This is a genomic window from Streptomyces sp. NPDC023573 (assembly GCF_055559735.1).
Genome location: NZ_JBVHKB010000003.1, coordinates 367,165 through 381,127, shown reverse-complemented (window position 1 = coordinate 381,127; position 13,963 = coordinate 367,165). Strand labels below are relative to the sequence as shown.

Annotated in this window: 2 protein-coding genes; one reads left to right on the top strand and one right to left on the bottom strand. The window is 73.9% G+C overall.

The genetic code is table 11. The features are described from left to right. Positions 1-334 precede the first annotated feature (334 nt). Positions 335-3,115 (top strand): helix-turn-helix transcriptional regulator, encoded by a 2,781-nt coding sequence (locus ACZ32T_RS12330; RefSeq protein WP_467264206.1) that lies wholly within the window; start codon positions 335-337, stop codon positions 3,113-3,115. 214 nt (positions 3,116-3,329) lie between these two features. Here ACZ32T_RS12330 and ACZ32T_RS12325 read toward each other — a convergent pair whose 3' ends face one another. Then, the gene (locus ACZ32T_RS12325; RefSeq protein ID WP_467366630.1) at positions 3,330-13,859 is read right to left on the bottom strand and encodes an SDR family NAD(P)-dependent oxidoreductase; all 10,530 of its coding nucleotides are present in this window, start codon (positions 13,857-13,859) and stop codon (positions 3,330-3,332) included. Positions 13,860-13,963: the final 104 nt, after the last annotated feature.

The window sequence follows — 13,963 nt, the reverse complement described above, 5'->3', positions numbered from 1 at the left end:
TTCCGAAAAGGCCCGGTTGACAACGTTGACAAGGGCCTATAACCTCGCTGTTTGTTTGATCGAGTAGCTATTTTTACTCCCCCCGGAAAGACCTGCCGGACCGATCAAATCGCGCCGCAAACGACCGACTTTCATTCTTACTGTGCTCACACCAGGAGCAGCCGTAGGGGGTTGGACCGCGACATCAAGGGCTGCCTCCTCAGCGCTGCGGCAACAGCCCTCGAACAGAAAAAAGATGCAGTTCAGACGGGGACTCGGACCGATCCCGTGCAACAGCACCTCACCTTGGACGGGCGCGAATCCATGGGCGTCAACTGGACACAGGGGGAACACCTTGCGCCTTTACGACCGCTCCAAAGAATTACACATACTTAACGAAGCGTTTACCGAAAGCACTCGAAGATCCGGGCGGTTCGTGATAGTCACGGGTGGGCCTGGCTCCGGGAAGACCCAGCTTCTGCACGAATTCCTGGTGACTGCGGGCCGGGCAGGCGCACACATACTCCAGGGCACGGCACACCCGGCCGAGCGTGACCGGCCGATGAGCCTGTTAGGGCAATTGCTGCGCAACGGTGAGGTACTGCCCGTTCCGCCGGACCCCGCTCGTCCGTCGGGCAGACGTGCGGAGCCTCTCCCCCGGAATTCCGAGCGCCGGGCCGACACGGGATCCGGCGATCCGCACACCGCGACGACGGAGGCACTGCTGCGGCTCGCGGACGGTGAACGCCCCTTGGTGGTGGCCGTCGACGACGCCCATCTCACGGACGATGCCTCGCTGGGCGCCGTCGTCCACCTGCTCGACAGGAGCCGCTTCCGGCCCGTACTCGTGGTGTGCACCACATCCGGCCACCCGGGCACCGGCCACGCCTCCCACGCCGGACTGATCCGCCGGCCGCACCGCCGGGCCCGGCTCGGCCCCCTGTCGGAACAGGGCGTCGGCGAACTCATCACCGCCCAGTCGGCAGTCGCCCGGGCCGCCGGGGTGGATCGCGCCTTCCACCGGGCCACAGCGGGCAACCCCCTGCTGGTGCATGCTCTGCTGGACGACAGCACCCGCCTCGGCCGCGCCATGGACCGGCCCATCGCCAGCACCGCCTACCGCCAGGCGGTGCTGTCACTCGTGCACCGCGGCGAACCGCGCCACCTACGGGTGATCCGGGCGCTCGCCGGCCTTGGCGCACCGGCTTCCGCCTGCGTCCTGGCGGAGCTGGCCGACACCACGCCCGCCGGTGTCGAGGAGGCCGTCGAGGCTTTCGACTCCGTGGGGCTGCTCGACGGGCACCTTTTCCGGCTGCCGGCCGCGGCGACCGCAGTGCTGGAGGACATGGACGCCACCGCGCGTGCCGCACTGCACGAGCGCATCGCCGTCCTGCTGTACCGCAGCGGCGCGCCGGTGGGCGACATGGCCAGGCACCTGCGCGCCGCCGACCGGGTCCCGCAGCCGTGGGGTCCCGGCGTGCTGCGCGCCGCCGCGGAACAGGCCCTGGCCGCGGACGACGTGGAACTGTGCTGCGCCTACCTGAATCTGGTGCTGCGCGACTGCGCCGACCCACAGGAGCGCAACGCCCTGTCGGCCGCCCTCGCCCGAGCGGAGTGGCGGGTGAATCCCGCAGCCGCGGGCGCTCACCTGGAGCCGCTGCGCCGGCCCGCGTTGGACGGCGAGCTGAGCATGCGCGACACCGCCACCGTCCTGCGGCACATGCTGTGGCAGGGCGACACCGAACTGGCCGCCGAGACGGTGGCCACACTGGTGCCCGCGCACTCCCCCCGTGACGCGCAGATCCTCCTCGAGGTCGAGTTCGTACGACAGTGGTTCTACGGCGTCGCGCTGCCCGCACGGAGCCTGCGTGGCTCCGGTGGCGACCCGCGCCGGCGGACTCCCGCCGACCGGTACGGCGGGCTTGCCGCGCAGGTGGCGGTCCTCGTCGGCGGAGTCGCGACGGACGACTCCGCGGCGGCCGTGGCCCAGGCGCTGCAGGGCCGCGAACTCAACCACCTCAACCTGGAACTGGTGGCGATGGCGCTCCTCGCGATCGCCCACGCCGACCGGCCCGCGGTGGCCGCCGAAGCCTGCGACGCGCTGCTGGAGTCCGCGGTCGAGCGCCGTGCCACGACGTGGCAAGCGCTGCTCGGCAGCGTACGGGCGGAGATCGCGCTGCTCCGCGGGGACATGACGACCGCGGCCGAGGGCGCCGACAGGGCGCTGAGCAGCCTGCACGAAGGGAGCTGGGGAGTCCTCGCCGGACTCCCGCTGTCGACGGCGGTCTTCGCCCACACCGCCACGGGCGCCTACGACGAGGCCGAGCGGGTGCTCAAACGGGACGTCCCCGAGCCGATGTTCCGCACCGTCTTCGGCATTCAGTACCTGCGGGCCCGGGGGCACCACTACCTCGTCACCGACCGGCCGTTCGCCGCGCTCAACGACTTCGAGACGTGCAGCAGCCTGATGCGGGAGGGGAACTCCAGCCTGCAGAAGGGCATTCCCTGGCGGTCCGACCTGGCCCTGGCCAATCTCCGGATCGGCAAGGCCCGTACCGCCCGGGAGTGTGCCGAGGAGCAGTTGCGGCTGCCCGGCGGTCACAGCTCCCGCGCGCGTGCGATGGCGTTACGGATGCTGGCGGCCACGAGCAAGCCGCACCGCCGGGCCTTGCTGCTGCGGGAGGCGATCGACCTGCTCAAGCTGTGCGGCGACCAGCACACCCTCTCCCAGGCCTACGCCGATCTCTCCGCGGCGCACTACGAACTGGGCGAGTACGCCCGCGCCCGGCTGGTCGCCCGCCAGGCGGCCCTCGAGGCGGAGGCGTGCAGCGTCGACTCACCGGTCGACGCACATCTGCTGGAGGATCCCGGCCAGTCCGAGGGATCCGAGGCGGAGGGCTCGGCCATCCTGAGCGACGCGGAGTGCAGGGTCGCGGGTCTCGCCGCGCTGGGGTACACCAACCGCGAGATCAGTGGCCGGCTGCACGTCACGATCAGCACGGTGGAACAGCATCTCACCAGGGTCTACCGCAAGTTGCACGTGGCCAGCCGGTCCGAACTGCCGCCGAAGATGCTGGAGCACCGCATCCCGAAACTCTCGGACCGATGGGCGGCCGGCCACTCCTCGGCGGGCTGAACCTCCGGCACCTCTCCGCCGCACGGCCCCCTCCACGAGTCCCCACGGGCTCCGGAGGGGGCCGTGCTGCCGACCGGGCCCACCCGGACAAGGCCAAGGACGCGTGCCGGGACAGGCCCCCGCACCGGCGCCCGGCACAGGGCGGGACGGGCACGGGTGAGCCCGGGGCGCGGTGCACGCGCGCCCCGGGCTCACCCGTCCGTGCGTCCGCCGGTCAGTCGAAGCTGCCGAGTTCGCCGTCGAGGATGCCGAAGAGCTCGTCGGCCGTGGCCGCTTCCAGCCCCTTCTCCCCGGTGTCGCCGGCCTTCCCTGGTTCCTGCCACTGAGCCGAGCCGTCCCACCGGGCCGTGAGGGACCTGAGCCGCGCGGCCACCCGGGCGCGGCGCTCGTCGTCGAGCCCGTCGGAGCCGAGCACGGTACCCAGCAGCGCCTCCAGGCGTACCACCTCCCCCTCCACGTCGACGAGTTCCTCGTCGGTCCCGGTCCCGCCCATTTCCTCGAACAGGTGCTGGGCGAGGGCCTCGGAGGTCGGGTAGTCGAAGGTGAGGGTGGTGGAGAGCCGCAGACCCGTCTCGGCGCTCAGGCGGTTGCGCAGCTCCAGCGCGGCGAGCGAGTCCACGCCGAGGTCGCCCAGCGGACGTTCGGCGTCGACGGCGCCCGCGGAAGCGTGTCCGAGGACACCGGCCACGTGCCGGCACACCGTGTCGACCAGCAGCCGCCTGCCGTCCGCGGCGCCGAGCCCGGCCAGCCGCCGCGCCATCGGCTCCGCCTCCTCCGGGGCGCTCTCCACCGCCCGGACGGCCCGCCGGGCGGGCGTCGACGCCGGTTCCAGGGCGCGGACCAGGGCCGGGGCGTCCTCGGTGACCTGGACGCGGATCGGCAGCAGCGACGGTGCGTCGGTGGTCAGGGCCCGGTCGAACAGCGACAGCGCCCGGCCGGCGGGCAGCGGCAGGATGCCGTCGCGGGCCAGCCTGCGCATCTCGGCCCCGCCGAGGCCGGCCGCCATGCCGTCACCGGTGTCCCACAGCCCCCAGCCCAGTGACAGGGCGGGCAGCCCCTCCGCCCGCCGCCGGACGGCGAGGGCGTCGAGAAAGGCGTTGCCCGCCGCGTAGTTGGCCTGCCCCGCCGCTCCCAGCGTGCCGGCGGCCGAGGAGAAGAGGACGAAGGCGGCCAGGCCCAGATCGCGGGTGAGTTCGTGCAGGTGCCAGGCGGCATCGGTCTTGGGCCGCATCACCGTCTCCGTGCGCGTCGCGGTTAGGTCGGTGAGCAGACCGTCGTCCAGGACGCCGGCTGCGTGCACGACGGCGGTCAGCGGGTGGGCTTCGGGAACGGAGGCCAGCAGCTCGGCCAGCGCGGCGCGGTCGGTGGTGTCGCAGGCGGCGACGGTGATCCGCGCGCCGGAGGCGACGGACTCCTCGTACTCTCGCGCGTCCGGTGTCCGGCCGCCGCGGCCGACCAGCAGCAGGTGCCGGACCCCGTGGTGCTCGGCCAGGTGCCGGGCCACCAGGCGGCCGAGACTGCCCGTGCCGCCGGTGATGAGGACGGTGCCCTCGGGGTTCAGCGGGATGCCCGGCCCGGTCCTGGCCCCGTCGGCCCGGGTCAGCTCCGGGGTGTACACCGTGCCCGCGCGCAGGGCGAGTTCGGGCGCGCCGGTCGCGACGGCGGCCGGCAGGGCCGTGGACGAGGCGGCGTCACCGTCGGTGTCGGCCAGCACGAACCGGCCGGGGTGCTCGACGGCGGCGGACCGGACCATGCCCCAGATGACGGCCTGGGCCGGGTCCGGCACCCCGTCGGGGGTGACGGCGACCGCGGACCGGGTGACGACCACCAGGGGGGTGCCGTCCGCCGGTTCGGCCAGGTGTTCCTGGAGCGCTGCGAGGGTGCGCACGGCGGTGCCGCGGGCGCGGGCCGGCAGGTCGCCGTCCGCGGCGTCGTCCAGGGTCACGGTCAGAGTGCGGGGCTCGGCCGTCACCCCGTCCGCGGTCACGTCCGACGGGGTCCAGCGCAGGGCGAACAGGTCTCCGGAGGCGGGCGCGGCCGCGTTCAGCTGCTCGGCCGTCACCTGGCGGATGCGCAGCGACGCCGCCTCGGCGACCGGTGCGCCCGAGGCGTCGTACAGCCCCAGGGTCATGTGGTCCGTGCCGTGCGGGGTGAGCCGCAGTCTCAGGGCCGTGGCACCTGTGGCGTGCAGGGTGACCCCCTCCCAGGCGAAGGGCAGGGTCATGACGGTCGGGTCCTGGCCGTCCAGCAGGTCGATGGCGTGCAGCGCCGAGTCGAGGAGCGCGGGGTGCAGTCCGAATCCGTCGGCCGCGTCGGCGTCGGGAAGGACGAGCTCGGCGCAGACCTCGTCGCCGAGCCGCCAGGCGGCGCGCAGGCAGCGGAACAGCGGGCCGTAGCCGTACCCCTGCTCGGCGAGGTGGTCGTACAGTCCGCTCACCTCGACGGGGACGGCACCTTCCGGCGGCCAGACGCCGACGGGGGCCGGCTCGGGCGCGGTCCGTGGGGTGAGGACGCCGGTGGCGTGGCGGGTCCAGTCGCCGCCGGTTCCCTCGGGCCGGGCGTGCACGGCCAGTTGCCTGCGCCCGTCGGCGTCGGGAGCCGCGGCGGTGACCTGGAGGTGCACGGAACCCCGCGTGGGAAGAACCAGCGGCCGTTCCAGGGTGATCTCCTCCACGTGCGGGCAGCCGGCGCGGTCGCCGGCCTGGAGGGCGAGTTCCACGAAGGCGCTGCCGGGCACCAGGACGACTCCCGCGACGGCGTGGTCGGCCAGCCAGGGGTGGGTGGCCAGGGAGAGGCGGCCGGTCAGCGCGACGGTGTCGGCGGCGGCCAGGGTGAGGGCGGCGCCGAGCATCGGGTGCCCGGCGGGCGTCTGGCCGAGCCCGCCGGCGTCGGTGGCCGCCCCGGGCCCGTCGTCCAGCCACAGCCGCTGCCGCTGGAAGGCGTACGTCGGCAGGTCGACACGCCGGGCGTCGGTGGCGGCGTGAATCCGCTGCCAGTCGACGGGCACGCCTCGGACGTGAGCGGCGGCGACGAGCGCGGCGAACGTCATCTCCTCGTCGCGCTCGCGGCGCAGGGCCGGTACGAACACCGACCGTTCCGGGTCGGCGAGGGCGTGCGTGCCCATGGCCGACAGGACGGCGTCGGGGCCCAGTTCGAGGAAGGTGCGGACGCCGTCGTCCTCCAGGGCCCGGATCACGTCCCCGAAGCGGACCGCCTCCCTGACGTGACGCACCCAGTACTCGGGCGAGCACAGCTCGTCCTCGGTGGCGTACGTGCCCGTGACGTCGGAGACGACGGGGATCGCGGGCGCGGCGTAGCTCAGTTCGCGAGCGGCCTTCTCGAACTCGGCGAGCATCGGTTCCATCAGGGGCGAGTGGAAGGCGTGGCTGACTTTCAGCCGCTTGGTGCGGCGGACGGCGAAGGCGGCGGCGACCGCGTCCACGGCCGCCCGCGTACCGGAGACCACGACGGCGCGCGGGCCGTTCACGGCTGCCAGGGACACGTCGGGCCCGAGGTGCGGCAGCACCTCGGCCTCGGTCGCGTCCACGGCGAGCATGGCGCCGCCGGCGGGGAGGGCCTGCATGAGGCGGCCACGGGCGGTGACCAGCCGGGCCGCGTCCGCGAGGTCCCATACGCCGGCGACGTGAGCGGCGGTCAGTTCGCCGATGGAGTGCCCGGCCAGGCGGTCAGGACGGATGCCGTAGGACTCCAGCGTGCGGTACAGGGCCGTCTCCACCGCGAACAGGGCGCTCTGGGTGTAGAGCGTGTGATCGAGCGACTCGGCCGCGTCGGTGCCGGGTCCGGCCCACATGACCTCGCGCAGCGGCCGGTCCAGGTGGGCGTCGAGCGCCTCGCACACCTCGTCGAGGGCCTGCCGGAAGGCCGGGTGGGTGTCGTACAGGCTGCGGCCCATGCCGGGGCGCTGGGCGCCCTGGCCGGTGAACAGGAACGCGGTGCGGCCGGCGACGGGCCGGCCGCGTACGACGTGGTCGGTGGCGGCGCCGTCGGCCAGCGCGGTCAGGCCGGCCAGCAGTCCGTCCCGGTCACGGGCGACGATCGCGCCCCGGTGAGTGAGGGAGGCGCGGCCCGTGGCCAGCGAGCGGACGAGGTCGGTGATCCGCTCGTCGGCGACGGCGCGCAGCCGGCCGGCCTGGGCGGCCAGCGCCTCGGGGGTGGCCCCCGAGACGACGACGGGCATGAGGGGGGCCGGGATCCGCGCGTCCGACCGGTGGGAGGTGTCGTCGTCGGGTGCCTCCTCCAGGATCACGTGCGCGTTCGTACCGCTGATCCCGAACGACGACACCCCCGCACGACGCACCCGCTCACCCCGCACCCACGAACGCTCCTCATCCAGCAACCGCACCCGCCCCGCACCCCACTCCACCTTCCGCGACGGCTCACCCACATGCAGCGTCCGGGGCAACACCCCCTCCCCCAACGCCAACACCATCTTCATCACACCCGCCACACCCGCAGCCGCCTGCGTATGCCCGATATTCGACTTCACCGACCCCAGCCACAACGGCACCTCACGCTCAGCCCCGTACACCGCCAACAACGCCTGCGCCTCGATCGGATCACCCAACTCCGTCCCCGTACCATGCGCCTCCACCACATCCACATCACCCGCCGACACACCCGCCGACACCAACGCCTGCCGCAACACCCGCTGCTGCGACGGACCATTCGGCGCCGTCAGACCATTCGACGCACCATCCTGATTCACCGCACTCCCCCGCACCACCGCCAACACCCGATGCCCCAACCGCCGCGCATCGGACAACCGCTCCAACACCAGCACACCGGCGCCCTCGGACAGAGCCGTGCCGTCCGCCGAGTCGGCGAAGGACTTGACCCGGCCGTCCGCGGCGAGGTTGCGCTGCCTGCTGAAGTCGACGAACGTGTCGACGGTCGACATCACGGAGACGCCGCCGGCCATGGCCAGGGTGCACTCGCCCTGGCGCAGCGCCTGCGCGGCCAGGTGCAGCGCGACCAGGGACGAGGAGCACGCGGTGTCGACGGTGAGGGCCGGGCCCTCCAGGCCGAGGGCGTAGGCGACCCGGCCCGAGACGACGCTGGCGAGGCTGCCGTTGCCGAGGTAGTCGCGGACGGCCTCGGGGACGTCGCGCAGCCGGCTGCCGTAGTCGTGGTACATGACGCCCGCGAACACCCCGGTGCGGCTGCCGCGCACACTGTGCGGATCGATGCCGGCGCGTTCCAGGGCCTCCCAGGAGGTCTCCAGCAGCAGCCGCTGCTGCGGGTCCATGGCGAGGGCCTCACGGGGGCCGATGCCGAAGAAGTCGTGGTCGAAGTCGGCGGCGTCGTAGAGGAATCCGCCCGAGCGGGTGCTGCAGTGGCCGGGCTTGCCTGGTTCCGGGTCGTACAGGGTGTCCAGGTCCCAGCCGCGGTCGTCCGGGAAGTCTCCGATGCCGTCCGCGCCGTCGGCCAGCAGCCGCCAGAACTCCTCGGGCGTGGTGACACCGCCGGGGTAGCGGCAGGCCATGCCGACGATCGCCACTGGCTCGTCCGCCGCGTGCCCGGTCCCCGGCACCACGGCGCCGGGAGCTTCCGCGGCGTCGGCGCCGAGGAGTTCCGTCCTCAGATATCTCACCAGGGCGTCGGCGTCGGGATGGTCGAAGACGAGGGTGGCGGGCAGCCGCATACCGACGGCGCCGCCCAGACGGTTGCGCAGTTCGACCGCGGTCAGCGAGTCGAACCCGGCCTCACGGAAGGAGCGGCGCGGGTCAAGCACCATGTCGGCACCGTGACCGAGGACCGCGGCTACCTGTGTGCGAATCAACTCCACCAGTTCCGCGTCCTGTTCGGCTCGGCCCAGGGCGGCCAGCCGGTCGGCGAGCGAGGGCCCGGCGGTCCGGGCGGCGGCGGCCCGGCGGACGGGGGCGGGCACGAGGCCGCGCAGCAGGGTGGGTACGCCGTCGGCGCCGCGCAGGGCACGCAGGTCCAGGCCGATGGGCAGCAGCAGCCGCTCGTCGGCGGCGAACGCGGCGTCGAGCAGCCGCAGTCCCTCCTCGGTGGGCAGGGGCCGGACTCCCGCACGCGTCATGCGCTCGACGTCGGCGTCGGTGAGGTGGGCGGTCATGCCGGTGCGCTGCTCCCAGAAGCCCCAGGCCAGCGAGAGCGCCGGCAGCCCCAGGGAGCCACGGTGCGCGGCGAGGGCGTCGAGGAACGCGTTGGCGGCGGCGTATCCGGACTGTCCGGCTCCGTCGACGGTGCCGGCGGCCGAGGAGAACAGCACGAACACCGCGAGGTCCATGTCCCGGGTGAGTTCGTGCAGGTTCCAGGCTGCGTCCGCCTTGGGCCGCAGCACGGCGTCCAGGCGCTCGGGGGTCTGGTCGGTGACCAGCCCGTCGTCGAGCACGCCGGCGAGGTGCACCACGGCGGTCAAGGGATGCGCGGCGGGTACGTCGGCCAGGAGTGCGGCCAGGTCGTCGCGCTCGGCGGCGTCGCAGCGGGCGACGACGACCTTGACGCCCGACTCGGCGAGGTCGGCGAAGTCGTCCGCCGAGGTGCCGCTGCGCCCGGCCAGGACCAGACGGCGCACGCCGTGTCCGGTGGCGAGGTGCCGGGCGACCACGGCGCCGAGCACGCCGGTTCCGCCGGTGATCAGTACGGTGCCGTCGGGATCGAGCGTGGCGGCGCTCCCGCGTACGTCGGCGCGGGCCAGTCGGGGCACCCGGACGGTGTCACCCCGCAGGGCCAGTTGCGGCTCGCCGCTCGCGGCGGCGGCGCGCACGGCGGCGGCGATCCGATCGTCGTCCGCCGTCCCGGGGGCGGTGTCCACGAGGACGATGCGGTCGGGGTGTTCGCCCTGGGCGGCGCGGACGAGGCCCCAGACGGCGGCGCCCGCCAGGTCGACGGGGGCCTCCTCACCGGTGGTGACCGCGCCGCAGGTGAGGACCAGCAGGCGGGCCTCGGCGGTCCGTTCGTCCGCCAGCCAGTCCTTCAGGGCGGTCAGGACCAGTCCGGTCGCCTCGCGCACCGATGCCGCCGGGTCTTCGCCGCCGGCCACCGGCAGGACCACCCAGCCGGGCAGCGGTGCGAGCTCGGCCGTGCCGCCCTTTGCCAGGACGGTGTGCGCGGGGGCCGCGGCATCCGGTACGGGCACAACGGGCCAGTCCAGCCGGTACAGGTCGTCGGCGCGGACCTGGGAGGCCAGTGCCCCGCCGTCGGCCGGGCGGGAGACCAGGGCCTCGACGGCGGCGACCGGAGCGCCGGTGGGGTCGGCCAGCTCCAGGGAGAGCGTGTCGCCGCCGCGGAGGCGGACCCGCAGGGCGGTGGCCCCGGCCGCGTACAGCGACACACCGGTCCAGGCGAAGGGCAGCCGGGCCGTCTCCTGGCCGTGCGCGCCGAGGCCGTCGGCGTGCAGGGCGGCGTCGAAGAGGGCCGGGTGCAGACCGAAGCCTTCCGCCTCGGCGGGCAGTTCGACCTCGGCGTACGTCTCGTCGCCGCGCCGCCAGACCGCGCGCAGGCCCTGGAAGGCCGGACCGTAGTCGTAACCGAGGGCCGCCAGTTCGGTGTAGGCGTCGTTCACCGGGACCGGCTCGGCGCCGGGGGGCGGCCAGGCCGCGAGATCGAAGGCGGGCGGCGCGGACTGCGGTGCGAGGAGACCCGAGGCGTTCTGGGTCCAGGCGGCCTCGTCGGCGCTCTCGGGACGGGAGTGGACGGTCACCGCGCGGTGCCCCTGGCCGTCGGCGGCGGCCACGTGGAGCTGGAGCTGGACGGCGCCCCGCTCGGGCAGCAACAGAGGTGCCTGCAGGGTGAGTTCGGTGACGTGCCCGCAGCCGAGGTCGTGGCCGGCGCTCAGCGCAAGCTCGACCAGTGCGGTGCCGGGCAGCAGGGTGGTGCCGGAGACCGCGTGGTCGGCCAGCCAGGGCGTGGTGGACAGCGAGAGCCGGCCGGTGAACAGCGTGCCGCCGCCGGCGACCGGGACGGCCGCGCCCAGCAGCGGGTGACCGGTGCCCCGGAGGCCTGCGGCGGTGACGTCGCCGGCGGCCGCCGACCGGCCGAGCCAGTAGCGCTCACGCTGGAAGGCGTAGGTGGGCAGGTCCGCGGTCCGCACCGGCATCCCGGCGAACACCGGAGACCAGTCGACCGGGACGCCGGCCACGTACGCCTCGCCCAGCGAGGTGAGGAGCCGTTCGGCACCTCCGTCGTCACGGCGCAGTGAGCCGAGACCGGTGACGGCCGCGTCGGCCGCGTCGGCGGTCTCCTCGATGCTGTTGAGCAGGACCGGATGCGGACTGCACTCGACGAACACCCCGTAGCCTGCGGCCAGCAGGGTCCGGGTGGTCGGCTCGAACAGGACGCTCCGGCGCAGGTTGGTGTACCAGTAACCGGCGTCCAGCGTGGTGGTGTCCAGCACGCTGTCGGTGACGGTGGAGTAGAAGGGCACGTCGGCGGGACGCGCCCGTACGTCCGCGAGGTCGGTGAGGAGCCGTTCGCGGATCGACTCGACGTGGGCGCAGTGCGAGGCGTAGTCCACGGGCAGCCGTTTGGCGCGTCCGCCGTCCGCGACGATCGTCTCGCGCAGGGCGTCGAGGGCGTCCGTGTCCCCGGAGAGCACCACGGAGGAGGCGCCGTTGACCGCGGCCACGGCGACCCGCCCGTCGTGGGCGGCGACGAGTTCGCGTGCCCTCGACTCGGGCAGGGCCACCGACATCATGCCGCCCTGGCCGGAGAGCGCCTCGGCGATCGCCTGGCTGCGCAGGGCCACGACGCGGGCTCCGTCGGAGAGACTGAGCGCGCCGGCCACGCAGGCGGCGGCGATCTCCCCCTGGGAGTGGCCGATGACGGCGGCGGGACGCACACCGTGCGCACGCCACACCTCGGCCAGGGACACCATGATCGCCCACAGCGCCGGCTGCACGACGTCCACCCGTTCCAGCGGGCGGCGTTCGCGCACGGTCCCGAGGAGATCCCAGTCGGTGAAGGGCGCGAGGGCCTCGGCGCAGTCGGCCATGGTGGCGGCGAACACCGGGGAGGCGTCCAGCAGGTCGGCGGCCATACCCGCCCACTGGGAGCCCTGTCCGGGGAAGACGAACGCGATGCGGGACTCCCCCGCCGGTGCGCCGCGCACCACGCCGGACGCCGGGTCGCTCTCGGCCAGGGCGGTGAGGCCGGCGGTCACCGCGGCCAGGTCCGCGCCGACCACGACGGCCCGCCGGTCCAGGGCGGCGCGGGTGGTGGCCAGGGTGTGGGCGACGTCGGGCACCGGATCGGTGCCGGCCTCCAGGTGGTCCAGGAGGCGGCGCGCCTGCGCGGCCAGTCCCGGCTCGTCACGGGCGGACAGCACCAGGGGGAGGGGGCGGTCCCAGACCGGTTCCTCGTCGCGCGGCTCGGGGTCGGGGGCCGCCTCGACGATGACGTGGGCATTGGTGCCGCTGATCCCGAAGGAGGACACGGCGGCGCGGCGGAGCTCTCCGGGGGCGGGCCACTCACGTGGCTCGGCGAGCAGTTCGACGGCACCGGCCTCCCAGTCGACCTGGGTGGTGGGCCGTCCGGCGTGAAGGGTACGGGGCAGCCGGCCGTGGCGCATGGCCATCACCATCTTGATGACTCCGGCGACTCCGGCGGCGGCCTGGGTGTGCCCGATGTTGGACTTCACCGAGCCCAGCCACAACGGCTCCTCGCGGTCCTGGCCGTAGGTGGCCAGGAGAGCCTGGGCCTCGATCGGGTCACCGAGCGGGGTGCCGGTGCCGTGTGCCTCCACGGCATGGACCTGGCGGGGTTCCAGGCGGGCGTCGGCGAGGGCGGCGCGGATGACGCGTTGCTGGGAGGGGCCGTTGGGAGCGGTCAGGCCGTTGGAGGCGCCGTCCTGGTTGACGGCGGTGCCCCGTACGACGGCGAGCACGCGGTGGCCGTTGCGTCGGGCGTCGCTCAGCCGTTCCAGGAGCAGCATCCCCACGCCCTCGCCCCAGCCGGTGCCGTCCGCGCCCTCCGCGAACGACTTGCAGCGGCCGTCCAGGGCGAGGCCTCGCTGGCGGGAGAAGTCGATGAAGGTGTCGGGGGTGGACATGACGGTCACGCCGCCGGCCAGGGCGAGGCCGCACTCACCGGTGCGCAAAGCCTGCACGGCCAGGTGGAGGGCGACCAGCGAGGAGGAGCAGGCGGTGTCGATGGTGACGGCCGGGCCCTCCAGCCCGAGGGTGTAGGACACGCGGCCGGAGGCGACGCTGCCGAGGTTGCCGTTGCCGAGGTAACCCTCGACGCCTTCGGGAACATCCGTGAGCCAGCTGCCGTAGTCGTGGTACATGACGCCGGCGTAGATGCCGGTGCGGCTGCCGCGCAGGGTGTGCGGGTCGATGCCGGCGCGTTCGAACGCCTCCCAGGCGGTCTCCAGCAGCAACCGCTGCTGCGGGTCCATGGCGACGGCCTCGCGCGGGCTGATGCCGAAGAACCCCGGGTCGAACCGCGGTGCGTCGTGGAGGAATCCGCCCTCTCGCACATGGGTGCGGCCCGGCGCGTCGGGGTCGGGGTCGTAGATCGCGTCGACGTCCCAGTCCCGGTCCGCGGGGAAGTCACCCACGGCGTCCACTCCGGCGTCGACCAGCTGCCACAGCTGTTCGGGCGTGCTGACGCCGCCGGGGTAGCGGCAGCTCATGGCGACGACGGCGACGGGCTCGTGCGCCGCTTCGGAGATCCGGTCGTTGTTCCGGCGCAGCCGCTCGTTCTCGAGCATGGCCTCGCGCAGCGCCTCGACGATCTGCTCGACAGATGTGTCCACGGTCGGTGTCGCTCCCTGCTGACTCGGCGGCGCTGATGATGCGGTGAAGGTGGAGATGCGGTCGTGGTGCGCCGGAAGCGGATCGCCGGTGCCGGACGCGGCGC